The sequence below is a fragment of the Pantoea alfalfae genome, from assembly GCF_019880205.1.
In the GTDB taxonomy this organism is placed as follows: Bacteria; Pseudomonadota; Gammaproteobacteria; order Enterobacterales; family Enterobacteriaceae; genus Pantoea; species Pantoea alfalfae.
Genome location: NZ_CP082292.1, coordinates 2,554,799 through 2,577,943 on the forward strand (window position 1 = coordinate 2,554,799; position 23,145 = coordinate 2,577,943).

Sequence of the window (23,145 nt, forward strand, 5' to 3'; positions counted from 1 at the left end):
TCTGTTGTCACTTGCGGCCCTGAAAAAGGCTGCCTGATCAGCCGCCTGATTTGTTGCTACTCATTGTCAGGTATGTCCGCGCTGGCAATGATAACTGGTTTGGTTTTTCCCTTACCGGCAGTTTGATTCTTAATCAAACACGGTATTAATCCTGCCTGATGATTTATCGGCAGTAGCCCGCGCCACGCATACCCAGATGAAAATGTGAGGCGTGCGCGGCGTTGTAGTCCGGTCCCAGCGCATTGCCGAATACGTCACAGCCGCCACGCCACAGCGTGTGCAGCATGGCCGCTTTCTCTTTTGGCTGTTGCCAGTGACGACTGACCTCAAGCCGCTGGCCATCAGCCAGCTGGAAGCCGGTCACATCCCAGGCCTCTGCGGTGGCATGCTCACTGAGCCGCCCCTTTGCGCGATGATAAATATTACGACAGGCATAGCTGCCGACATGGGTAATTCGTACCAGTGAACTGTGCATATCCCGGGCAATCTGTTCCCGGCTGCGGAGGGCATACATGGTGCTGGCGACGGCCATTGGACAGCTGGCGAGAAAGCTGCTGCTGAGGCTGACCGGGCCAAATTTCTGAATTCGCAGTGGATGGCTGATCGGACAGTTGCCCGTGACAGCAGGACGCTCGCTGAAACTGACCCAGCCTGCCTGTTGGGCATGACGCATCACCGCCAGACATTCGTCAGGATCCTGGGCGAGCCTTTTCATCTTTATCTGCGTCATCCAGCCTGGAGGATCGGTGACGGAGAGCGGTGTAAAGGGATTGAACTGCGGCGGGAGATGCTGCTTAAGCCAGGGTAAGCTGACCCATCCCAGCGCAATTAACAGCAGAAACAGGATAAGCGTGCGCATAATTCCCTTTGCAGCATAATGATTAATAACTAAAAAGTGTAGAAGCACATTCCGCTTCACGCAGTCTGCCTGACATAACGTGATGAATAATTACCCATACTGACGCAGGATTGAACGAAACTGCCCGTTATTACGGCTTGCGGGGCGTCAGGCTTCACAATTGATAAAAAAGCGTTACCCGATTCCGGCCCTCTTCCTCTATCTTATGCCCACTTGCCCCTCGGGCAGACTCGTTTACTAACAGCCAGCAGAGCTGACACAACATCAAGACAGGAAAGACAATTCTATGGTTGACCAATCTAAAGAAACCGCACGCGCGCCCGACAAGCTACAGCGCAACCTGCATAATCGCCATATTCAGCTGATCGCCATAGGGGGTGCTATCGGTACCGGCCTCTTTATGGGTTCCGGTAAAACCATTAGTCTGGCTGGTCCCTCGATCATTTTCGTCTATATGATCATCGGCTTTATGCTGTTCTTCGTGATGCGCGCCATGGGAGAGCTGCTGCTTTCCAACCTTGAGTACAAGTCTTTCAGCGATTTTGCCGCGGATCTGCTTGGACCGTGGGCGGGCTATTTTACCGGCTGGACTTACTGGTTCTGCTGGGTAGTAACCGGCATCGCCGACGTCGTGGCCATCAGCGCCTATTTCCAGCTCTGGTTTCCGGGCTTCTCGATCTGGATGAGCGCCCTGCTCTGCGTGGTGGTTTTTCTGGCGCTGAACATCGCCACGGTTAAGCTGTTTGGTGAGATGGAGTTCTGGTTCGCGATAATCAAAATCGTCGCCATTGTTGCGCTGATCGTCACCGGGATTGTGCTGGTATCGATTCACTACCCTTCACCCGGTGGCGGCACCGCGGCGTTGAGCAACATCTGGGATCACGGCGGGATGTTCCCGAAAGGCCTCAGCGGCTTCTTTGCCGGATTCCAGATTGCGGTGTTTGCCTTTGTCGGCATTGAACTGGTTGGAACGGCAGCCGCTGAAACCCACGACCCACATAAAGTCTTACCACGCGCGATTAATGCAATTCCGTTGCGGGTCATTATGTTTTACGTGCTGGCGCTGATGGTGATCATGGCGGTAACGCCCTGGACCCAGGTTATGGCTGACCGCAGTCCGTTTGTTGAGATGTTCGTGCTGATTGGCCTGCCTGCTGCGGCGAGTATCGTTAACTTTGTTGTGCTGACCTCTGCCGCCTCTTCAGCCAACAGCGGCATCTTCTCCACCAGCCGTATGCTCTATGGCCTGTCGCAGCAGGGCGTCGCGAGCCGCGCGTTTGGCCGTCTCTCTGCCCGTTCGGTCCCGACTACCGGCCTGTTCTTCTCCTGTCTGTGTCTGTTACTCGGCGTGGCGTTGATCTACCTGATCCCGGATGTGATGAAGGTCTTTACGCTGGTCACCACCGTTTCAGCCATTCTGTTTATGTTCGTCTGGACCATCATTCTGTGCAGCTATCTGGCTTACCGTAAAAAGCATCCTGAGCGCCATGCCAGATCGGCCTTTAAGATGCCACTAGGCAAATTCATGTGCTGGGTCTGCATGGCCTTCTTTGCGTTTGTGCTGGTGCTGCTGACGTTGCAGGAAGATACACGCCAGGCCCTGATGGTGACGCCACTCTGGTTTGCGCTGCTGGGTGTGGGCTGGATGCTGCGTACGCGTCGCAGCCGCTAATCGCTGACAGCATGAAAAAAGCCCGGTCACCTGACCGGGCTTTTTTTTACAGGCGTTCACTGAGCGCAGAGAAAATGGCGGACAACGTGGGACGTTCATTAGGTAAGCGCTGCGGCCGGGGATCGGGCTGCTGAGGCGTGCCCAGACCAAAGGTGAAGGTATAGTTATCGCCTTCGCCCATGCGCAGGTCGGCAATCGTCGTCTGCCCGTCCTGCTCACGCAGCGCGTAGAAGCCGTGGCTGAACCAGGCAACACGTTCTGCATACCAGCTACCCCGGAAGGCGTCGAACAGTTCAGGATGACGCGGGTACCAAGCCACCTGCAGTGGCCGTGAGGGCGACAACAGCGACCAGTAAACTTCGCCATAGCGATCCGGCGTCATAATCACGCTGCGCCAGACCAGCGTATTAAAGGCCGTCGGCGTCACCAGCACTTTATTGTCCGGAATACCCTGCTCCGCCAGCGATGCGCTGATCTGCCAGCCTGCGACACCCTGAATGGCCACACTCCAGACCAGATAAAGCGTACTCAGCGCCAGGCCGATCCGGTTCCCACGCATGCCTTTGTCACCACGACGCCACAGCGCGACACTCAGCCCTATCAGCAGTGGCAACGTATAGAGTGGATCGACGATATAAATACTGCCGATGGCATAGGGATAATCGGTGATCGGCAGGCCAAGCTGGGTGCCGTACACCGTCATTAAATCAAGCAGCGGATGGGTAATCAGCGCCAGCCAGACGGCGGGCCACCAGTGCGACCACTTCACCCGCTGCCTGAACATTGCCGACACTCCCCACGCCATCAGAGGTGAGATCAATGTAAGCCAGAGCAGCGCATGTGTTTCCGTACGGTGCAGGGTCATGTTGCGTATCGCATCGCCATGGTCAATAAACACATCCAGATCGGGTAAGGTGCCGCAGACGCCGCCCACCAGCGCGGCCTGCCAGATCGGCACCCGACGTCCCATCACCGCAACACTGACTGAAGCACCCAACACCAACTGCGAAACAGAATCCATTGATTCACTCCGTCACCGAATTGTAAATGTGTCCTGAATTAGCGTACGCGAATCCCTTCAATGATCATGCGCTGGACGTTTTCGACGGTCTGATCGAAAAACGCCGGATCGCTGAGCGTCTGACCGGTTACGGCCTCAACCTGGGTGGCAAAGTCGGCGTAATGTTGCGTGGTGGCCCACAGCATGAAGATCAGGTGCTGTGGCTGTACGCCCGCCAGCCGTCCCTCATCAATCCAGCGTTCAATAATGGCTGCTTTGTCATCCACCAGTTGCTTGAGGTCGCCCGCCAGTTCCCCTTTCAGCAAGGGTGCGCCCTGAAGCATCTCCAGGCAGAACAGACGAGAAGCCTGAGGATGATCGCGCGACACTTCCAGCTTTAGCCGGATATAGCGCCGGATGGCGACCAGCGGATCCTGGTCATGCGCCAGCGCGCGCAACGGGGCCAGCCAGACATCCAGAATTTGTTTCAGCACGGCCACATAGAGCACTTCTTTAGAGGGAAAATAGTAGAGCAGATTCGTTTTAGAGACATCGGCCCGTTCGGCCACCTTATCGAGGCTGGTGCCGTGAATGCCAAACTGTGAGAAGAAGGTTAAGGCCGCTTCCAGTATGGCAGCCCGCTTCGCTGCCACCGCACGCGAACGACGCGTTGGCTTTTTTTCATCGCTATTCACACGTTTACCTCATCCTTCTGGTGTCAGCGCATCATAGCAAAGGGATGAGTCGCTGCCCAATCCGCGCCCTGCACCTTTTTTGCTCAGCCTGCATGCAAAACGTGCAGTGAATTTTGACCAGATGGTCCGAAATGGACCAGTTACTCCACTTACCTCTTTCGGGTTAATTTTAACTGTTTGTTATTTATAAGAATAAAAAATGTGGCACACGATTTGCAGAATTGTGACTGAGCGCGGCTTATACGGACGTAGCAGGATGCAGTGCAGCGCGTGAAACACCTTTCCCCCATCGCAACGAGGTTTCACATGAAGATAGGCGTCTTTATTCCGATTGGTAACAATGGCTGGCTGATTTCGTCCAACGCGCCGCAGTACATGCCGACCTTTGACCTGAACAAAGCCATCGTGCTGAAAGCAGAGCATTACCACTTCGACTTTGCACTCTCGATGATCAAACTGCGCGGCTTCGGCGGAAAAACAGAATTCTGGGATCATAACCTGGAGTCATTCACCCTGATGGCGGGCCTGGCGGCCGTTACCTCTCGCATCGAAATCTACGCTACCGCGGCCACCCTGACGCTGCCACCGGCGATTGTGGCGCGCATGGCGTCCACTATCGATTCCATTTCAGGCGGTCGTTTCGGCGTTAATCTGGTGACCGGCTGGCAGAAACCTGAATATGAGCAGATGGGAATGTGGCCAGGCGATGAGTACTTCGGCAGCCGTTATTCTTATCTGACCGAGTACGTTACCGTGCTGCGCGACCTGTGGGGCACCGGAAAATCGGACTTCAAAGGTGAGTTCTTCACTATGAATGACTGCCGCGTCAGTCCACAGCCGCAGCGTCCGATGAAGGTGATCTGCGCCGGACAGAGCGATGCCGGTATGGCCTTCTCTGCTCAGCACGCCGATTACAACTTCTGCTTCGGCAAAGGGGTTAACACACCTGCTGCTTTCAGTTCAACTTCGATTCGCATGAAGCAGGCCGCCGAAAAAGCGGGCCGCGATGTTGGCTCCTACGTGCTGTTTATGATTATTGCCGCCGAAACAGATGAAGAGGCGCGGGCTAAGTGGGAACACTACAAAGCTGGTGCAGATGAAGAGGCGCTCTCCTGGCTCACCACCCAGAGTCAGCAGGATACCAAATCAGGCAGCGACACCAATGTGCGCCAGATGGCGGACCCGACCTCAGCCGTCAATATCAATATGGGCACCCTGGTGGGTTCATATGCCAGTGTCGCGCGGATGCTGGATGAAGTGGCGCAGGTAGAAGGCACGCACGGCGTGCTGCTGACCTTTGATGATTTCCTGGAAGGTATTGAGAACTTCGGCCAGCACATTCAGCCGCTGATGGCCTGTCGCAGCGCCCTGCTCGACGCACAGCAGGAGGTGGCATAATGAATACCGTTTATTGCGCCCACACGCCGGATGTTCCCCAGGTTGAACTGCCTGCTCGTCCTGAGCCGATCGCCTTTCCGCCTGGCCAGACGGCACTGATTGTTGTGGATATGCAGAACGCCTACGCCACCGAAGGTGGCTACCTCGACCTGGCGGGCTTTGATGTTTCCGCGACGAAGCCGGTGATTGCGAAGATCCATCAGGCGGTGACGGCGGCCCGTGCGGCCGGCGTTCAGATCATCTGGTTCCAGAACGGCTGGGACAGCGACTATGTTGAAGCCGGTGACGCCGGTTCCCCTAACTTTCACAAATCGAATGCGCTGAAAACCATGCGTAAACGGCCAGAACTGCAGGGTTCACTGCTGTCAAAAGGCGGCTGGGATTACGCGCTGGTCGATGAGCTGATGCCACAAGCCGGTGACATCGTGCTGCCAAAATCGCGCTACAGCGGCTTCTATAACACCCCACTCGACAGCATGCTGCGCAGTCGCGGGATCCGCCATCTGATTTTCACCGGCATCGCCACCAACGTCTGTGTGGAGTCGACCTTGCGCGACGGCTTCTTTCTGGAGTATTTCGGTGTGGTGCTGGAAGACGCCACGTATCAGGCTGGCCCGCCCTTTGCTCAGCAGGCAGCGCTGTTCAATATCGAAACCTTTTTTGGCTGGGTATCGGATGTCGATACCTTCTGCGAAAGCCTGAATGCCCGCTAATCCACTAAGAGGACGTCGCTATGCCGAAAAGTATTATTGTGCCACCAGGCACCACCACACCCATCGCCCCGTTTGTCCCTGGCACGCTGGCGGACGGCGTGATCTATGTTTCCGGCACGCTGCCATTTGATGGTGACAACAACGTGGTCCATGTGGGTGATGCTGCCGCGCAGACCCGTCACGTGCTGGAAACCATTAAAAAGGTGATTGAGACCGCTGGTGGCAACATGGCCGATGTGACATTTAACTCGATCTTTATCACCGACTGGTCGAATTATGCCGCGGTAAATCAGGTTTACGCCGAATACTTCCCCGGTGATAAGCCTGCCCGTTTCTGCATTCAGTGTGGGCTGGTCAAGCCTGACGCGCTGATTGAGATCGCCAGCGTGGCGCACATCGGCAAGCCGGAGGTCTGATGCAGCTGGATATTCTGGGCCTGCAAAATCCCGAAGCACCGACGCTGGTGCTCTCTTCCGGTCTGGGCGGCGTGGCGGGTTTCTGGCAGCCGCAACTGGCGGCGCTGACAGCACGCTATCGGGTCGTGCTCTATGACCAGCGCGGCACCGGTCGCAGCGCGGACAGCTTACCGGAAGGCTACAGCATGACGATGATGGCGGCGGAGCTGGCCGACGCGCTGGCGCAGCATGGCATCCTGCGATTCAGCCTGATTGGACACGCGCTGGGCGGTCTGGTGGGAATGCAGCTGGCGCTGGATTATCCGGATCGGATCGAACGGATCGTGGTGATCAACGGCTGGCTGACGCTGCATCCGCATACCCGCCGCTGCTTCCAGGTGCGGCAGGATCTGCTGCTCAATGTCGGCGTCGAGGCTTTCGTCCGCGCTCAGCCGTTGTTTCTCTATCCTGCTGAGTGGATGGCCGGGCATCAGACGCGTCTGGAGCAGGAAGACAGCCATCACGTCACGCATTTTCAGGGGATGGAAAATCTGATGCGACGGCTGCATGCCCTGATGAGCGCCGACTTCAGCGCCCGGGCTGCCGCCATTCCGCAACCGATGCTGGTAATTGCCAGCCAGGACGATCTGCTGGTGCCGTGGAGCTGTTCAACCGAACTGGCCGAGGCGCTGCCGAACGCGACTGAACAGATGATGGCCTGGGGCGGCCACGCCATGAGCGTTACCGACCCCGAAAAATTTAATGCCCTGCTGCTGCAGTGGCTGGATCAGACTGATGACGTGCAGCCGCTGCAGCGCGTCGCAGGATAACCCTTTCGCGGAGAACACTATGAGCCTGGATACCCTTACCCCCGCCGTTGAGAAAACTGAGTTTCGTCATGCGATGTCGCGGCTCGGCGCTGCGGTCAACATCATCACGACGGAAGGCCCGGCCGGACGCGCAGGCTTTACCGCCTCAGCGGTGTGCAGCGTCACCGATTCGCCGCCAACGCTGCTGGTCTGCCTGAACCGCTCAGCCTCGGTATATCCGGTGTTCCGCGAAAACATGCAGCTCTGCGTCAATACGCTGGCGGCGGGACACGAAGCGCTCTCCAGTCTGTTCGGCGGAAAAACGCCGATGGCTGACCGTTTTATTGCCGCTGAGTGGTCGACGGCCGTGACCGGCTCGCCGGTACTGAGCGGCGCAGTTGCCTCCTTTGACTGTCGCATTACGCAGATTGTCAGCGTCGGTACACATGACACGCTGTTCTGCGAAGTCGTGGGCATAGTGCGAAATGATGATACCCATGGCCTCATGTGGTTTGACCGGGGCTATCATCCCCTGATGCGGCAGGAAGCCTGATAACTCTTCCCTGAACCTTACCGGCATTCATCACGCTCTGGAGTAAACGATGGCACGATCCTGGTTTCCGCAATGGCAAAAGAAGTCGGCACTGACCGAAAACGGTATTATCGCCCCGGATGAAACACTGCCGCTGGGGCAGACGCTGGTGCTGGGTTTGCAGCATGCGGTAGCGATGTTTGGCGCAACGGTGCTGATGCCGCTGCTGATGGGGCTGGATCCCAATCTGGCGATTCTGGTCTCGGGTATTGGCACCCTGCTGTTCTTCTTTATAACCGGTGGTCGCGTGCCCAGCTATCTCGGGTCGAGCGCTGCCTTTGTTGGCGTGGTGATTGCGGTGACCGGCTTCAGCGGTCAGGGACTGAATCCCAACCTCAGCGTGGCGCTGGGCGGCGTGATCGCCTGCGGCCTGCTCTACACACTGATTGGGCTGGTGGTCATGAAGTCAGGCACGCGCTGGATTGAAAATCTGATGCCGCCAGTGGTGACCGGCGCGGTGGTGATGGCAATCGGGCTGAATCTGGCTCCCATCGCGGTGCATAGCGTCTCCGCCTCTTCATTCGACAGCTGGGTTGCGGTGATGACCGTGCTCTGTATCGGTCTGGTCGCAGTGTTTACCCGCGGGATGGTACAGCGTCTGCTGATTCTGGTCGGACTGATTCTGGCCTGGGCGATCTATGCGCTGCTGACTAACGTTCTGGGGCTGGGCAAGCCGGTCGATTTTAAGCTGCTGTCACAGGCAGCCTGGTTTGGCCTGCCACATACCACCGCACCGACCTTTGATCTGCAGGCGATGGTGCTGATCGCCCCGGTCGCGATCATTCTGGTGGCGGAAAACCTGGGACATCTGAAAGCCGTGGCGGGGATGACCGGCCGTAACCTCGACCCTTACATGGGACGAGCCTTTGTGGGCGATGGACTGGCTACGATGCTTTCCGGCTCGATGGGCGGCAGTGGCGTAACCACCTATGCTGAGAACATCGGGGTGATGGCCGTAACTAAGGTCTACTCCACGCTGGCGTTTGTCGCCGCAGCTATTATCGCCATCCTCGCCGGTTTCTCACCGAAGTTTGGTGCGCTGATCCACACCATTCCGGCCCCGGTGATTGGCGGTGCATCCATTGTGGTGTTCGGGCTGATTGCGGTGGCGGGCGCACGCATCTGGGTGCAGAACCATGTCGATTTAGGTCAGAACAGCAACCTGATTATGGTCGCCACTACGCTGGTGCTTGGCGCAGGGGATTTCGCGCTGAAAATCGGCTCTTTCACGCTTGGCGGGATCGGCACTGCTACCTTTGGCGCGATTATCCTCAATGCCATTCTGCGCCGACGCAGTGCGACACAGCAGGATAAACCGCTGGTGCGACAGCAGGGTTAACTACTCCAGCGGTGTCGCAGCAGGCTGCACCGCTTTTTTCCGTTTCAGCCGCAGTTCACTGACGATAACCCCGCAGACGATCAGCGCCCCACCCAGCAACGCCAGCGCAGGCAGTCGCTCACCGGCAATTCGCCCTACCACGCCCGCCCAGACCGGTTCCCCGGCATAGATTACCGTGGCGCGGGTTGGCGAAACGCTGCGCTGCGCCCAGTTCATGGTGACCTGAATCAGGGCGCTGGCCGCGCCCAGCCCCAGCGCGCTGAGCAGCAGCGGCGTTGAAATTGCGGGCACTGTTTCGCCATTGGGGATCATCAAAGCAAAGGCACACAGCGACGCCACCGCCAGCTGGATTAGCGTCACGCGGCGTACATCAACCTGACCGGCATAGCGGCTGATTAAGATAATTTCGGCGGCAATCGCCAGGGTGCTGAGCAGCGTCGCGATTTCACCTGCATTCAGGCTGATACGGCCATCCTGCGGCCCGGCCACCAGCAACAAGCCGGCAAAGGCCAGCACAATCCCCAGCCACGACATTAACCCCGGCGGACGGCGTAAAAACAGCCACTGCAGCAATGGCACCACCGGAACATAAAGCGCAGTAAGAAAGGCGGACTGACTGCTGGAGATAGTCTGCATGCCCCAGGTCTGAAGACCATAACCTCCGGCGATAGACAGACCAATCAGTGCGCCCGCTTTCACTTCCATCCAGGTCATGTCGGCCAGATAGCGGCGAAAAAAGAGCGCCAGCAGCAGTGCGGCGGTGGCAAAACGAAGGCCGACAAAGAAGAACGGGCCGGAGTGCTGCATCGCCCGATGCACCACCAGAAAGGTGCCGCCCCAGATCATGGTGATAAAAAGTAATACCAGCTCCTGCCGCGTCAGGCGCAGGGTTAAACTGCGGGATGTGTCCGACATAATTCACCTGATGATGTGTCCGGACGATATTGTGGGGAGAGCGAGGGGGAAAAGCAACGACGTTAACCGCCGGCCTTAACCGGCGGCAGAGTGGGATTATGCGTCCGTTTTTTTAGGACTGCTGCGCCCGCCCTTCTCACCGGCACGCGCGGCGCGCTGCGGATCGTTTTTGAAATTCCCACCGCTGTTTTTGCCCCCTTTACGTCCCGCTTCTGCGGCACGTTCACGGTTCTCAGCAAAATTCCCTGAACCTCCACGATGTGTTGCCATGATTTGCTCCTGTCGCATAGTGCGATAAATAAGAATGAAATAGCAGAGAGCTGACGGCCCGAAGCCGAATTCAACTCATGGTTAAATAATAGCCAGATTCTTCTTTAACTCCCACGACAGTCACATTTAGCAACAGAGTAATCATCAGCAATTTGATTAAAGAACGAACATTCTGCCGACATATAACCGATTAGCTGCAGATTTCTTGCCCGACTCATCCACTGCGGAGTAAGCATCGCCTGCGTAAAGCGAAAGCTCTTCTATACTTTTCTGGACGTCAAAACCATCTGGAGAGACCTATGGCCAGGATTCTGGTGCTCTACTACTCGATGTACGGACATATCGAAACGATGGCGAACGCTGTAGCAGAAGGCGCTCGTCGGGTTCCCGGCGCGGAAGTGGATATCCTGCGGGTTCCTGAAACGATGGAGGCCGATCGCTTTGCACAGGTGGGCGGCAAAACCCATCAACAGGCAGCAGAAGCGACGCCTGAGGTACTGCCGCAGTATGACGCGATTATCGTCGGTACTCCGACCCGCTTTGGCAACATGTCCGGACAGATGCGGACGTTCTGGGATCGCACTGGCGGTCTCTGGGCGTCAGGCGCGCTGTTTGGCAAGGTTGCCAGCGTCTTTACCTCAACCGGTACCGGTGGCGGTCAGGAACAGACCATTACTTCGGTCTGGACCACACTGGCGCATCACGGCATGGTCATTGTGCCTATCGGCTACGGCACCAAAGAGTTGTTCGATATCTCACAGGTTCGCGGTGGCACGCCATATGGTGCGACCACGCTGGCGGGCGGCGATGGTTCGCGTCAGCCGACTGAAGCGGAACTGAATATTGCCCGTTTCCAGGGTGAACATGTTGCCGGACTGACAGTGAAACTGCAGGACTGATTTAAACAAAGGAGAAAAGTATGTCTACTGAACAATCGAAAGCACATCACGTTGGCGAATGGGCCAGTCTGCGTCATACCTCCCCTGAAATTGCCGAGGCCATTTTCGAAGTGGCGAATTACGATGAGAGACTGGCAGAAGAGATCTGGCGTCAGCAAGGCAGCGATGACGTGCTGATTCGTGCCTTTGAAAAAACCGATAAAGATCTCCTGACCTGGGATGACAAGCCCGTAGAACGTAAGAACGTCTGATTCAGGGGCGGGACTTTCCCGCCCTCAATTTTTTTACCTCACCAAGGAGTACGCTATGTCTTCCTATCAAAGCATTAATCCCGCGAACAACCAGTTGCTGAAAAGCTGGCCGTCACATGATGAGGCCGCCGTCAGCCATGCCCTGGATGTGGCCGATCATCTTTTCCACTCCTCATGGAGCAAAGGTGACATTCAGCCGCGTCTGCAGGTGCTGAAAAAACTGGCTGACCTGATTGATAGCCGCGCGGAAGAACTGGCCACCATCGCCAGTAAAGAGATGGGGAAACTGATTGGTCAGAGCCGTGGCGAAGTGAAAATCTGTTCGCAGATTGCCCGCTACTACGCAGAGAATGCGGAACGTATTCTGCAGCCGCAGTCCTATCCCAGCGATCTGGGCGAAGCCTGGGTTGAGTATCACCCGATTGGCGTGTTAGTCGCTGTCGAGCCGTGGAACTTTCCTTACTATCAGCTGATGCGCGTACTCGCTCCTAACCTGGCGCTGGGTAATCCGGTACTGGCGAAACACGCTAACATTGTGCCGCACTGTGCCGATGCCTTTGAAAAGCTGGTGCGTGAAGCAGGTGCGCCAGAAGGCGCCTGGACTAACCTGTTCATCTCTACAGATCAGGTCGCCGATCTGATTGCTGATGATCGGGTTCAGGGTGTTGCCCTGACCGGTTCCGAGCGCGCGGGCAGTGCCGTGGCTGAGCAGGCCGGTAAGCATCTGAAGAAATCGACGCTTGAACTGGGCGGCAATGACGTGTTTGTGGTGCTGGATGACGCCGATCTTGATGAAGCCGTCCGTCAGGGCGTGCAGGCGCGTCTCAGTAACTGCGGCCAGGTCTGTACCGCCGCAAAACGTTTCATTCTGCATGAGAAGATTGCCGACCGCTTTATCAGCCAGTTCAGCGCCGCGCTGAGTTCTGCCACACTGGGCGATCCACTGGATGAGAAGACCACCCTTGGCCCACTCTCTTCTGCTGACGCGCGCGACCGCCTGGTGAAGCAGGTAGACGAAGCCGTAGCGAGTGGCGCAAAACTGGTGACGGGCGGCAAAGCTGTTGAAGGAACGGGCTGCTTTTATCAGCCAACCATTCTGACTGGCATTACCCCGGACAACCCCGCCTATTATGAGGAGTTCTTTGGTCCTGTCGCGCAGATCTACGTTGTGGGTGATGATAACGCAGCTGTGGCGCTGGCAAATGACTCGCACTACGGTCTGGGTGGCTCAGTCTGGACCCGTGACATTGCACGTGGTCGTAAACTGGCTTCTGCCATTGAAACCGGTATGGTGTTTATCAACTCCCAGAGCGATACCTCTGCTGAGCTGCCGTTTGGTGGTGTGAAACGTTCAGGCTATGGTCGTGAGCTTTCTGATCTGGGCATTAAAGAGTTTGCTAATCAGAAACTGGTTGTCGTAGCGGGATAATCGTCCTGCAGCCATAAAAAAACCCCGTCTCGACGGGGTTTTTTCGTATTGGCCGTAAAGCGCAATTACTGTGTGGCCACAGCCGCTGACGTTGAATGGTCATCTTTCGCGGTTGCAGGCGCGTTTGCGGCGTCAGCTTTGTCAGTCGTGGCTTTATTATCACTGGCTGATTCTGCTGCATTGTCAGCTTTCGCTTTCTCAGCAGCGGCTTTTTCTGCTGCTGCTTTGTCAGCTTTTGCCTTTTCAGCCGCAGCTTTCTCGGCTGCAGCCTTATCCGCTTTTGCCTTTTCTGCTGCAGCTTTCTCGGCTGCAGCCTTATCCGCTTTTGCCTTTTCTGCGGCAGCTTTATCCGCTTCAGACTTCTCAGCGGCAGCTTTATCGGCGTCAGCCTTCTCTTTGGCTGCGGTCGCTTTATCCGCTTCAGCCTTATCAGCAGCAGCGTCATTCGTCGCTGCGGCTTTCGCACTGTCGTCGTCAGACTGGGCTGCCGGTTGTGGTGCCGCCGCTGGCTGCATTGGCGTGCCCTGCAGCGCAGCATTCAGCACCTGAGAGAACTGATCCCAGCTGCAATAGCCGTTCGCATCGGCCTCACAACCCGCCAGTTGCAGCGTCACGCGCTTCGGCGGGTTTTTCAGGCTCAGTACATCCGCATTGCGCAGCTGATCGGCGGTCTGATAGACATACTCCACCCTGAGCAGGTCTTTATCGTTTTTCGCATCATGCCAGCGTTCGAAAACAACCTGACCGCCAATCGGCGTTTTTTCGAAGGTGTCAGGCAGGTCATAAGGCTTGACCTGTAACGCACTCAGCAGCGAGGCGATGTTCGAGTCATGGCCGACCATCAGCATAATTTTCGGCGCGTTAGCTTTGTCCTGATCCACTAACTGACTGCGAATGTAATCCACGAGCGGTGCAGCCACTTCACGGGAAACATCCGGGCTGGTGAATAGCGCATCCTGATAACCATTTTTAATGGCTGACAGCTCTTTCCACTGTTCAGGCGTTTTGATCTGCCCCCAGGCAACCTGCTCCAGCGGGAAGCCTTCATAATATTGCAGCGTGAAAGCATCCATCAGCGAATTACCCACTTTCAGTGGACCGCTGACACCAGGCTCTTTACCATTTTCAGCGCTGAAGGTGTTCTGACCACTGCTGAGGTCGCACTGCTTTTTATTGTTACAGGCAGGCGAATTTTTGTAGTCGACAATCTTTTCCAGACGCTGGAAGGCGGGTTTTAGCGGCAGTTTTTCATTGGCGGCGGCCATGGCGGCTAACGCTTTTTTATTGAAGGCTTCGCTGTCATCGGTGATGACCGGATTGAAGACAGGATCCATGGAGCCCATTTCATCCTGATGCGTGACGGCAACGTCACAGCCTGGGAAGGCACCATTGACAAAGAACTGCGCGGTAGCGACAGTGCGCTGCAGGCTGTTCGCGTAAACAAAGACATTATTGCTGTCAGGACAGCTGCCGTTCTTTACCAGGCCCTGCTGTGCCAGCCACTGACGGGTGTAGTTACCCATGTAAACTTCCAGCACGCCACCTTTCGTGGTCAGCTGTCCGCCGGGAACATCCCACTGCGGCCAGCTCTTTTTGGTCGACTGCTCCAGCACGCTGCCATTATCCGCCAGCGGCGCGCGCAGATTGTGACGGCTTACCATCAGCACCTGTTGCAGCTGCATATCGCCATCAGCAGCAAATGCTGCCGTTCCGACCGGCAATGCAGCGAGCACTGACAATGCGCAAAGACTCAGTTTCTTGATCATTGTGCCTATTCCATTCATTCAGTAAAGAAACACTCAGGCTATCAACCGATTAGCTCGCCTCAGAGCGATGTATTTAACAGTGTAACTCAGCTCGCCTCAGAAAAGCGCCAGATGTTTGCAAAAACAGTGAGTGGACTATAGCAGAGATGCATAGGGCAGATGAATGTGCAGCCGCACGTCATCAGAAGAGGCGTAATTTTTCAGACTGGAGGAAGAAACAGGAGTGGCAGAAACGAAACAGGCCAGCACTATGTGCTGGCCTGTAAAATGTGGCGGAGGAGGAGAGATTCGAACTCTCGGATGGTTTCCCATCGGCGGTTTTCAAGACCGCTGCCTTAAGCCGCTCGGCCACCCCTCCGTTTTGAAACTGTACTGCTTCGGTAAACTTATTGATTTTACCGCTTTATTGCCCGTGGCAGATAAAGTGGCGGAGGAGGAGAGATTCGAACTCTCGGATGGTTTCCCATCGGCGGTTTTCAAGACCGCTGCCTTAAGCCGCTCGGCCACCCCTCCGCAATGACGCGCACTATAAACATCCCGTTTAGCGATGTAAAGCGTCTATCTGTCTATTCGCCTGAAAAACAGCCAGATTGTGATTTTTCGCTGTGAAAACCGCCACTCTGCTCAAACAATTAGCAGAATAGCGCGTAAAGAAGGGTAAAACGCCTTTTCCCTCTTTAATGGCCTGCGTATTCTCGGCACATATTTAGTGTTCTGCTTAAAGGAGCGCAACATGGAAAGAATTGTCACCTCATCGCAGTCTTCACTGCTGTCAACGCACAGAGTTCTGCGCAATACCTATTTTCTGCTGGGGCTGACCCTGGCCTTTTCCGCGGTGACGGCGACAGCCAGCACCCTGCTGGCCCTGCCTGCGCCTGGTCTGATCCTGATGCTGGTCGGCTTCTATGGCCTGATGTTTTTAACCTACCGTCTGGCAAACAGCCCGATGGGGATTCTGGCCGCGTTTGCTTTCACCGGCTTCCTGGGATATTGCCTGGGTCCTATCCTGAGTTCGTTCCTGACCGCAGGCATGGGCGACGTGATCGCGCTGGCACTGGGTGGTACGGCGCTGGTGTTCTTCTGCTGTTCTGCCTACGTGCTGACTACCCGTCGTGATATGTCTTTCCTGGGCGGCATGATGATGGCTGGTTTTGTGGTGCTGCTGGTGGCGGTGGTCGCGAATATCTTCCTGCAGCTGCCTGCGTTGCATCTGGCTATCAGCGCCCTGTTCATCCTGTTCTCCGCTGGTGCCATTTTGTGGGAGACCAGCAACATCATCCAGGGTGGCGAAACCAACTACATCCGGGCGACGGTCAGCCTCTATGTTTCGCTCTATAACATCTTCGTCAGTCTGCTGAGCCTGCTGGGTTTTGCCCGCAGCAACTAACCGGCAGTGACAGTCACCCTTTGAAACCCCGCTTCGGCGGGGTTTTTGCTTTTACTGCCCGCCAGGTTTGCTAAACTGCGCCGTCATTTACAGAGAGGACATCACGTGAATTTTAACGGTAACGAAATCGCCGTCGATGCCGAAGGCTATCTGAAGCATACTGCCGACTGGAGTGAGGCGCTGGCGGCGCACATCGCGGAACAGGAAGGGCTTACTATGACTGAAGCGCACTGGGAGGTGGTCCATTTTGTGCGCGCGTTTTATCTGGAATTTAACACCTCACCCGCCGTGCGAATGCTGGTAAAGGCAATGGCGCAGAAGTATGGGGAAGAGAAAGGCAACAGCCGCTACCTGTTTCGCCTCTTCCCGGAAGGACCCGCTAAACAGGCGACGAAAATCGCCGGTCTGCCTAAACCGGCGAAATGTCTGTAATTAACCGGTTTTGAAATCGCGGGGCGGTTCTGCGGGCTGATGTGGCTCCACCAGCACCTTATCCACGCGCGCACTGCGAGGTCCGCCCGCTTTAATCCAGGCAATCAGCGCTTCAACCTGATCCGCCTCGCCCCAGGCCAGCACCTCGACGCTGCCGTCATCCAGATTTCGCGCGTACCCCAGTACGCCCAGGGTTCTGGCTTCAGCCTGCGTACTGTAGCGAAACCCAACGCCCTGGACGCGGCCATGAACCCATGCTTTAAAACAGGCTGCTGACATGATTCTCTCCTGCTGCTGTTCGTTGCAATTTCCCGTTATCCACCGGACAATGGCGCCTCATTTTTTCAGGTAAGCATAGCAAACTATGACAGTCAGATTGATTCTCGCAAAGGGACGTGAAAAGTCCCTGCTCCGTCGCCATCCATGGGTCTTTTCAGGGGCCGTTGCACGTCTGGAAGGTAAAGCGCAACTGGGTGAAACCATTGACGTGTGTGACAGCAACGGTAAATGGCTGGCGCGTGCCGCTTATTCACCCGAGTCGCAGATCCGCGCCCGCGTCTGGAGCTGGCAGGCCGATGAATCCATCGATATCGCCTTCTTTGTCCGCCGTTTTGAACAGGCGCAGCAGTGGCGCAAATGGCTGGCGGCCCGCGATGGTCTGGATAGCTATCGCCTGATCGCCGGTGAATCAGATGGTTTACCGGGCGTTACCATTGATCGCTTTGGCAACTTTTTAGTACTTCAGCTGCTTTCAGCAGGTGCGGAATATCAGCGCGCGGCGATCATCACTGCCCTGCAACAGTGCTTCCCTGGCTGTGCCATCTATGACCGCTCTGACGTCGCTGTTCGTAAGAAAGAGGGCCTGGAACTGACGCAGGGCACCGTCACCGGTGAACTTCCCCCGCCTCTGCTGCCGATTACCGAGCATGGCATGAAGCTGCTGGTTGATATTCAGGGCGGTCATAAAACCGGCTATTACCTTGATCAGCGTGACAGCCGTCTTGCCACGCGTCGTTACGCGCAGGATGCCCGCGTGCTTAACTGCTTCTCTTATACTGGCGGCTTCGCGGTTTCTGCATTGATGGGCGGCTGTAAAGAAGTGATCAGCGTGGATACCTCACAGGAAGCGCTGGACGTTGCCCGTCAGAACGTTGAACTGAATGAGCTGGATCTTTCCCGCGCGCACTTTGAACGTGATGATGTATTCAAATTGCTGCGCCGTTATCGTGACAGCGGGGAAAAATTTGATCTGATCATCATGGATCCGCCAAAGTTTGTCGAAAACAAAAGCCAGTTAATGGGTGCCTGCCGCGGCTATAAAGATATTAATATGCTCGCCATTCAGCTACTTAACCCGGGCGGCGTGCTGCTGACGTTCTCCTGTTCCGGTCTGATGGCTACCGATCTGTTCCAGAAGATCATTGCCGATGCCGCACTGGATGCTGGTCGCGAAGTGCAGTTTATTGAGCAGTTCCGGCAGGCAGCGGATCATCCGGTTATCGCCAGCTATCCGGAAGGTCTCTATCTGAAAGGTTTCGCCTGCCGCGTGATGTGACTTGAAAAATCAGCTCCTGCCCCCATATTGGAAAGAGAGCTTTTTTTTCGGAGGTCACTATGATTGCCAGTAAATTTGGTATTGGTCAGCAGGTTCGTCATCGTCTGTCCGGCGTACTGGGCGTTATCGTCGATGTCGATCCTGAATACTCGTTAGATGCACCTAAAATTGAAGATGTTGGCGCAGAAGAGAAAATGCGCACCGCACCCTGGTATCATGTGGTGATGGAAGATGAGGAAGGCGATCAGGTTCATACTTATGTTGCCGAAATTCAGCTGTCCGGTGAAACAAGCATTGAGCATCCTGAGCAGCCATCAATGGATGAGCTGGCGGCGTCAGTACGTCAGCAATTACAGGCACCTCATCTGCGGCATTAATCTGTGGCGGCACGCTCTGCCGCCACGCTAATTTTTTAACGCGTTATCCCCAGACGCGGAATTTCAATCTTCGGGCAGCGATCCATAATCACCGTCATACCCGCATCCTGTGCCAGTACCGCCGCCTGCTCATTAATCACACCCAGCTGCAGCCATAATGTTTTTGCACCTGCAGCAATGGCTTCCTGCGCTACGCCCCATGCGGCTTCTGAATTGCGGAAGACATCTACCATATCAATCTCGCCCGGTACATCCGCCAGGCTGCCATAAGCCTGCTGCCCCAGCAGGGTTTTACCGGCCAGTTTCGGGCTGACCGGGATCACGTCATAGCCCTGATCGAGCAGATATTTCATCACACCATAACTGGGACGGTCGGGACGATCGCTTGCCCCTACTAAGGCGATACGTTGGGTACGCGTCAGCACATCGCGAATTGTCTGGTCGTTCATCTTTATCTCCTTTCAGGTCAGTGTTGAGTGTAGTTTGACGCATGCTTTAACAGTTAAGTCCCTGACGAAATTAATTGAACCTGCGCACGAATAAATATGTTCAAATGTAAATTAGCTGCCATAATGTAAGAATTTGCTACACGCCATCCTTTGCGTCACCACTTACCGGAGTTGAAATGAAGCTGTCGCTGGCCTTAACGGGGTTACTTACACTCCTTGTTTCGGCGTCCTGTTCTGCCATCACATTAAAGCTCGATCCCCAAATCGATATGCTGGTGCTGGATGGCCGAAAAATTTCAGGCTCGTTCCTCAAAGGAGCAGACAGCTTAGAGCTGGATAGCGGTCAGCATCAGTTTCTGTTTCGGGTAGAGCAGCAGCGTGAAGGGCAGAAAGAGAGTGTGATCGCTTATCAGTCTGCACCGATGATCGTTACCTTTACTGCCGTGGCCAAAACCATCACTATCCGGTTGCCGGCGCTGGAGACAAAACGTGAGCGTTATCATTTTGACCGCAGTCTGAATTTTCAGTTGGTGGATGAGAAAGGCAATGAGATAACCAGCGTGCGTGACCACCTGCCAGCAACCGCGACAGCTGATATGGAAAAAGCGATGCTGAATTACAATCGCACCCATCAGATTGCCTCTGTACCCCGGTTTGCAAATTCCGCTTCTGCTACGCCCTCTTCTTCCCGCCTCACCGCCGATCTGGACTGGACAACGCAGGCCGAACTGCCCTCGCTGCATCGCTGGTTTCACCGCTTCGACGAAGCCACGCGTCAGCAATTACTGACCCTGGTCAAAATGTTACGTACGAGTTGATAGCGTTGAAGGGCCAGAGGTACACTCGTGCTCTCTCTTCTTGCGCATGAGCCTTATCAGGACGCCTTTATGGAACAGACTTTTCGTACCCTTGGCACCACAAAACATATCGCGCTGGTCGCCCATGACCACTGTAAAGCCGCTCTGCTTGAATGGATTAAACAAAACCAGCCCGCACTTGAACCACACATCCTCTATGCGACCGGCACCACCGGAAACCTGATCAATCGTAATACCGGTCTGAATGTGACAGCTATGCTGAGCGGCCCCATGGGCGGCGATCAGCAGGTAGGTGCGCTGATCTCGGAAGGTAAAATTGATGCGCTGATTTTTTTCTGGGATCCACTCAACGCCGTGCCGCACGATCCGGATGTAAAAGCCCTGCTGCGTCTGGCGACCGTCTGGAATATCCCGGTCGCCACGAACCGCTCCACAGCGGATTTTATTATTCAGTCGCCACTGTTTGCCCAAAACGTTGAGATTATGATTCCTGACTATCAGCGCTATCTGGCCGATCGTCTGAAATAACTCAGGCTTTACGCAGCACAGGAACGCCCAGTTCGCGGAAGTGATCAACAAACGGTGACGGCGCGGCCTTATCAAACATCAGAAAAACCTGCTGGCGCGCTCGCGTCAGCGCCACATAGGCCAGACGGCGCTCTTCGGCATCCGGAAACGCTTCGGGCTGCGGTAACAGGCCCTGTTCGATAATCGACTCACGTACTTCCGCCGGGAAACCCTCTTTGCCCTGCTGCAATCCCAGCAAAATAACGTAATCCGCCTGCTGACCTTTGCTGGCATGGATTGTCATAAATTCCAGATTAAGTTTCGGCCAGCGGGTTCTGGCTTTATCGAGCAGTTCCGGTCGCAGATAGTGATAGCGCGCCAGTAGCAGAATCCGCTCTTCAGGCTTCGCATAACCGCTGAGTTTGTTCAGCAGGGCTTCCAGCTGATCCTCCGCCAGCAGCGAAATCGACTTTTTATTGCCTTTGGTGACGCTGTTCAGCGGTTTTGCCAGCTGCTGCGGATTCTGCTGGATAAACCGGTTCGCAATGTCACCGATGCGATCATTAAAGCGGTAGGTGGTGTCCAGCACGCACCGATCGCCCTCACCGAAGTAGTGATGAAATGCGGTGGTCAGCGTCATCTCTGCGCCGCTGAAGCGGTAGATAGCCTGCCAGTCATCGCCGACAGCAAACAGCGCGGTGCGCTTATTCTGCTGGCGTAGTGCGCTGAGCAATGCGGCACGCTGAGGCGAGATATCCTGGAATTCATCCACCAGAATGTGTTTCCACGGACTGATAAAGCGTCCTTTTTCCAGAATGGCAATCGCCTGGTGAATGAGTCCCGAGAAATCGACCGCGCCCTCTTCTTTCAGCGCGCTTTTCCACGCTTTCAGCAGGGGTGCCATCAGTTTGATGCGTTTACTGAAGCGATCCCGAATCTCTTCCGGCACGTCGGCGATCATCGCTGCCTGCGCACCGCCATGCATGCGCATCAGACCGAGCCAGCGCTCCAGACGTGACGCCAGCCGGTTTGCCAGCCTCTCGTCCTCCCAGAATGGCCCTTCCGGTAACTCCCACGCCAGTTCGTCACGGAGCCACTGACGCCAGCCGTTTGCCATCGCCTTTTTCTCGTGGCACTGCTGCCGCCACTCCCTGAGTAGCAGCGTGCGACGTGCATCCGCATCGCTCTCCAGCTTGCTGATAACCGGCTGCTTATTGCTCCCTTCACGAATAATATGCAGAGCCAGAGAATGGAAAGTCTTTGCCTGGATGTCACCCGCAGAGAGCCGGGACTGAATACGTGCGTTCATCTCTTCAGCAGCCTGGCGGCCAAATGCCAGCAACAGAATTTGATCGGCGCTGGCCAGTCTGCGCTCCATTAACCAGCCTGCACGGGCCACCAGCACCGAGGTTTTACCGCTGCCCGCACCAGCCAGTACCAGCAGAGAATCCTCGCCATTAACCACCGCCTCACACTGCGATTGATTGAGTGGCGTGCTCTCGACGCTGGCAAAGAACGACTGATAGCGGGTCAGCATAGCGTTAGTCCAGTCACGGTTTCGCTGCCGCAGAGCCAACTCACCCTGATCCAGCCAGTGCTGGCAAAATGCCAGGCTATCACGGCAGTCAGGAAAATCGTTTAAGCGGGTGAGCGGCATCGGTAACGCGTCGAACTGTTTGAGAATTTTTATCTTCAGCGCCTGCAGCTCGTGGCGATTCAGCCAGCGATCCTGCGCGCCAAACGTCCCGATTTCGTCGCGCAGTGACTGGAGTACCTCGCGGCACACCGTGCTCATCTCCAGACTCCAGTTCTGCCAGGCCTGCATCAGATAGTGGTGAAAGCGCTGCGTCTCCTGCCATTCCGTTCCGTGCAGCCGGACCACTTTTTCATCGTCCAGCAAAAATTCCAGCTCGCCCCATACCAGCCCACGCTTGCAGGCGATATTAAGTAACTGGTTAAAGGGGATCAGATACTCATGCTTATCGCCACTGACTTCGACACCCGCTGCCAGCAGACGAACACGGTTATAAGGATGCTGAGCAAGCCGTTTGCCCATTGAAGTTGCTTTCAGTTCCACGCCGACACCAACGTCAGATAAGAGGATTAGGGGGAGTTTACCTGTCAGACCCTTGGCGCTCCAGCCTTAAAACAGGCTATACTGATCTTGAAAGTAATTTTCATTATTTTATCTATAAATATCAACATATTAAATAAAATTACGGCCTTTATATTTTTACTATGGCAGCAAAATGGCAGCAGATAATTTTCAATGGCAGCATGCATAAAAAAACCCGCTTTCGCGGGCTTTGCTTAGTGCAACTGTAATGGCTGCTGTTCTTGATGTACATGGAGCATCACCTTGTTCACCTGCCCCGGACTTACGATAATCCCGGCTAGAGCCTCGTGCGTTTTAAACGTACAACTGCAATTGATGTTGGTGCATTGGTGGTAACGCTCTTTTGTTTCTTTTGAGATATAGCGGCTGCTTTTAGCGTGAGCTGCGGTGCTGCATAACGGGCAGTGCATCATGATCAATAATCCTTGGGATGGCGAAGCGGTGGCGGCTGTTTGTATTTTGAATATTCAAACTTGATTTTGCAAATTTAAGTTTCATCTTA

Annotated in this window: 27 protein-coding genes and 2 tRNA genes; 16 read left to right on the forward strand and 13 right to left on the reverse strand. The window is 55.4% G+C overall.

Translation table 11 applies throughout. From position 1 onward, the window contains the following. Nucleotides 1–163: 163 nt before the first annotated feature. The gene (locus tag K6R05_RS11965; RefSeq protein WP_222924210.1) at nt 164–859 is read right to left on the reverse strand and encodes an extensin-like domain-containing protein; all 696 of its coding nucleotides are present in this window, start codon (nt 857–859) and stop codon (nt 164–166) included. A 286-nt stretch (nt 860–1,145) separates the two neighbouring features. On the opposite strand from K6R05_RS11965, the gene cycA reads away from it, so the two are divergent. Then, nucleotides 1,146–2,531, forward strand: a complete 1,386-nt coding sequence (cycA, locus tag K6R05_RS11970) for a D-serine/D-alanine/glycine transporter (protein WP_161736428.1) — start codon at nt 1,146–1,148, stop codon at nt 2,529–2,531. Nucleotides 2,532–2,577: 46 nt separating this feature from the next. On the opposite strand, the gene K6R05_RS11975 is transcribed toward cycA, so the two are convergent. Further along, on the reverse strand, nt 2,578–3,552 hold the full coding sequence (locus tag K6R05_RS11975) for a metal-dependent hydrolase (protein ID WP_222924211.1): 975 nt from the start codon (nt 3,550–3,552) through the stop codon (nt 2,578–2,580). A 38-nt stretch (nt 3,553–3,590) separates the two neighbouring features. Next, on the reverse strand, nt 3,591–4,226 hold the full coding sequence (gene rutR / locus K6R05_RS11980) for an HTH-type transcriptional regulator RutR (RefSeq protein WP_033732203.1): 636 nt from the start codon (nt 4,224–4,226) through the stop codon (nt 3,591–3,593). Nucleotides 4,227–4,532: 306 nt separating this feature from the next. Between rutR and rutA the strand changes: the two genes are divergently transcribed. From rutA to rutG, 6 genes are read left to right on the forward strand one after another with little or no spacing between them, the layout of a single operon-like run. Beyond that, the gene (rutA, locus tag K6R05_RS11985) at nt 4,533–5,624 is read left to right on the forward strand and encodes a pyrimidine utilization protein A (RefSeq protein WP_222924212.1); all 1,092 of its coding nucleotides are present in this window, start codon (nt 4,533–4,535) and stop codon (nt 5,622–5,624) included. Continuing rightward, on the forward strand, nt 5,624–6,337 hold the full coding sequence (gene rutB / locus K6R05_RS11990; RefSeq protein ID WP_161736431.1) for a pyrimidine utilization protein B: 714 nt from the start codon (nt 5,624–5,626) through the stop codon (nt 6,335–6,337). Before rutA ends, rutB begins: the two co-directional genes overlap by 1 nt. A gap of 20 nt (nt 6,338–6,357) precedes the next feature. Continuing rightward, on the forward strand, nt 6,358–6,753 hold the full coding sequence (gene rutC, locus K6R05_RS11995) for a pyrimidine utilization protein C (RefSeq protein ID WP_161736432.1): 396 nt from the start codon (nt 6,358–6,360) through the stop codon (nt 6,751–6,753). After that, complete coding sequence (gene rutD / locus K6R05_RS12000) at nt 6,753–7,562, forward strand: pyrimidine utilization protein D (protein ID WP_222924213.1); 810 nt, start codon at nt 6,753–6,755, stop codon at nt 7,560–7,562. Before rutC ends, rutD begins: the two co-directional genes overlap by 1 nt. A 19-nt stretch (nt 7,563–7,581) precedes the next feature. Beyond that, a complete protein-coding gene (rutF, locus tag K6R05_RS12005; protein ID WP_161736434.1) occupies nt 7,582–8,094 on the forward strand; it encodes an NADH-dependent FMN reductase RutF in 513 nt (170 codons plus the stop codon). A 49-nt stretch (nt 8,095–8,143) separates the two neighbouring features. Then, on the forward strand, nt 8,144–9,472 hold the full coding sequence (gene rutG / locus K6R05_RS12010; RefSeq protein ID WP_161736435.1) for a pyrimidine utilization transport protein G: 1,329 nt from the start codon (nt 8,144–8,146) through the stop codon (nt 9,470–9,472). On the opposite strand, the gene K6R05_RS12015 is transcribed toward rutG, so the two are convergent. Together K6R05_RS12015 and K6R05_RS12020 are read right to left on the reverse strand one after the other, a co-directional pair. Continuing rightward, nucleotides 9,473–10,387, reverse strand: coding sequence for a DMT family transporter (locus tag K6R05_RS12015; protein WP_222924214.1), 915 nt, complete (start codon nt 10,385–10,387; stop codon nt 9,473–9,475). 96 nt (nt 10,388–10,483) lie between these two features. Continuing rightward, the gene (locus K6R05_RS12020; protein ID WP_161736437.1) at nt 10,484–10,657 is read right to left on the reverse strand and encodes a con-10 family general stress protein; all 174 of its coding nucleotides are present in this window, start codon (nt 10,655–10,657) and stop codon (nt 10,484–10,486) included. Nucleotides 10,658–10,956: 299 nt separating this feature from the next. Between K6R05_RS12020 and wrbA the strand changes: the two genes are divergently transcribed. Genes wrbA through K6R05_RS12035 form a run of 3 tightly spaced genes read left to right on the forward strand, consistent with a single transcriptional unit; the run spans nt 10,957 to nt 13,236 of the window. Beyond that, on the forward strand, nt 10,957–11,556 hold the full coding sequence (wrbA, locus tag K6R05_RS12025) for an NAD(P)H:quinone oxidoreductase (protein ID WP_161736438.1): 600 nt from the start codon (nt 10,957–10,959) through the stop codon (nt 11,554–11,556). 20 nt (nt 11,557–11,576) lie between these two features. After that, nucleotides 11,577–11,807, forward strand: a complete 231-nt coding sequence (locus K6R05_RS12030; protein ID WP_003850006.1) for a YccJ family protein — start codon at nt 11,577–11,579, stop codon at nt 11,805–11,807. A 55-nt stretch (nt 11,808–11,862) separates the two neighbouring features. Further along, entirely contained in the window at nt 11,863–13,236 is a 1,374-nt protein-coding gene (locus tag K6R05_RS12035; RefSeq protein WP_222924215.1) for an NAD-dependent succinate-semialdehyde dehydrogenase, read from the forward strand. Between the two features lie 65 nt (nt 13,237–13,301). Here K6R05_RS12035 and agp read toward each other — a convergent pair whose 3' ends face one another. The 3 genes from agp to K6R05_RS12050 form a co-directional block, all read right to left on the reverse strand. Beyond that, entirely contained in the window at nt 13,302–15,002 is a 1,701-nt protein-coding gene (gene agp / locus K6R05_RS12040) for a bifunctional glucose-1-phosphatase/inositol phosphatase (protein ID WP_222924216.1), read from the reverse strand. A 270-nt stretch (nt 15,003–15,272) separates the two neighbouring features. Beyond that, nucleotides 15,273–15,360 (reverse strand) — tRNA-Ser (locus K6R05_RS12045). A 67-nt stretch (nt 15,361–15,427) separates the two neighbouring features. After that, nucleotides 15,428–15,515: transfer RNA gene (locus K6R05_RS12050), tRNA-Ser, on the reverse strand. A 220-nt stretch (nt 15,516–15,735) separates the two neighbouring features. On the opposite strand from K6R05_RS12050, the gene yccA reads away from it, so the two are divergent. Next, entirely contained in the window at nt 15,736–16,389 is a 654-nt protein-coding gene (gene yccA, locus K6R05_RS12055; RefSeq protein WP_090962424.1) for an FtsH protease modulator YccA, read from the forward strand. Nucleotides 16,390–16,494: 105 nt separating this feature from the next. Beyond that, a complete protein-coding gene (tusE, locus tag K6R05_RS12060) occupies nt 16,495–16,821 on the forward strand; it encodes a sulfurtransferase TusE (RefSeq protein WP_161736441.1) in 327 nt (108 codons plus the stop codon). Here tusE and yccX read toward each other — a convergent pair whose 3' ends face one another. Then, nucleotides 16,822–17,100 carry an acylphosphatase gene (yccX, locus tag K6R05_RS12065; protein ID WP_161736442.1) on the reverse strand — a complete coding sequence of 93 codons (279 nt, stop codon included), beginning with the start codon at nt 17,098–17,100 and terminating at the stop codon, nt 16,822–16,824. 85 nt (nt 17,101–17,185) lie between these two features. Between yccX and rlmI the strand changes: the two genes are divergently transcribed. Both rlmI and hspQ read left to right on the forward strand, forming a co-directional pair. Continuing rightward, nucleotides 17,186–18,376 (forward strand): 23S rRNA (cytosine(1962)-C(5))-methyltransferase RlmI, encoded by a 1,191-nt coding sequence (rlmI, locus tag K6R05_RS12070; RefSeq protein WP_161736443.1) that lies wholly within the window; start codon nt 17,186–17,188, stop codon nt 18,374–18,376. A gap of 59 nt (nt 18,377–18,435) precedes the next feature. Next, complete coding sequence (hspQ, locus tag K6R05_RS12075) at nt 18,436–18,753, forward strand: heat shock protein HspQ (protein ID WP_161736444.1); 318 nt, start codon at nt 18,436–18,438, stop codon at nt 18,751–18,753. 35 nt (nt 18,754–18,788) lie between these two features. Here the strand turns inward: hspQ and K6R05_RS12080 are convergent, their stop codons facing one another. After that, a complete protein-coding gene (locus K6R05_RS12080) occupies nt 18,789–19,202 on the reverse strand; it encodes a CoA-binding protein (protein ID WP_150009839.1) in 414 nt (137 codons plus the stop codon). A gap of 176 nt (nt 19,203–19,378) precedes the next feature. Here K6R05_RS12080 and K6R05_RS12085 point away from each other — a divergent pair, with 176 nt between their 5' ends. Together K6R05_RS12085 and mgsA are read left to right on the forward strand one after the other, a co-directional pair. After that, nucleotides 19,379–20,020: a YccT family protein gene (locus K6R05_RS12085; protein WP_161736445.1), complete on the forward strand. Its 642-nt coding sequence runs from the start codon at nt 19,379–19,381 to the stop codon at nt 20,018–20,020. A gap of 69 nt (nt 20,021–20,089) precedes the next feature. Further along, on the forward strand, nt 20,090–20,548 hold the full coding sequence (gene mgsA / locus K6R05_RS12090) for a methylglyoxal synthase (protein WP_161736446.1): 459 nt from the start codon (nt 20,090–20,092) through the stop codon (nt 20,546–20,548). Between the two features lies 1 nt (nt 20,549). Here the strand turns inward: mgsA and helD are convergent, their stop codons facing one another. The 3 genes from helD to K6R05_RS22135 form a co-directional block, all read right to left on the reverse strand. Then, the gene (gene helD, locus K6R05_RS12095) at nt 20,550–22,604 is read right to left on the reverse strand and encodes a DNA helicase IV (RefSeq protein WP_222924217.1); all 2,055 of its coding nucleotides are present in this window, start codon (nt 22,602–22,604) and stop codon (nt 20,550–20,552) included. Between the two features lie 233 nt (nt 22,605–22,837). Further along, the gene (locus K6R05_RS12100) at nt 22,838–23,056 is read right to left on the reverse strand and encodes an ogr/Delta-like zinc finger family protein (RefSeq protein WP_010246660.1); all 219 of its coding nucleotides are present in this window, start codon (nt 23,054–23,056) and stop codon (nt 22,838–22,840) included. Then, nucleotides 23,016–23,141, reverse strand: a complete 126-nt coding sequence (locus K6R05_RS22135) for a hypothetical protein (RefSeq protein ID WP_262390920.1) — start codon at nt 23,139–23,141, stop codon at nt 23,016–23,018. Before K6R05_RS22135 ends, K6R05_RS12100 begins: the two co-directional genes overlap by 41 nt. Nucleotides 23,142–23,145: the final 4 nt, after the last annotated feature.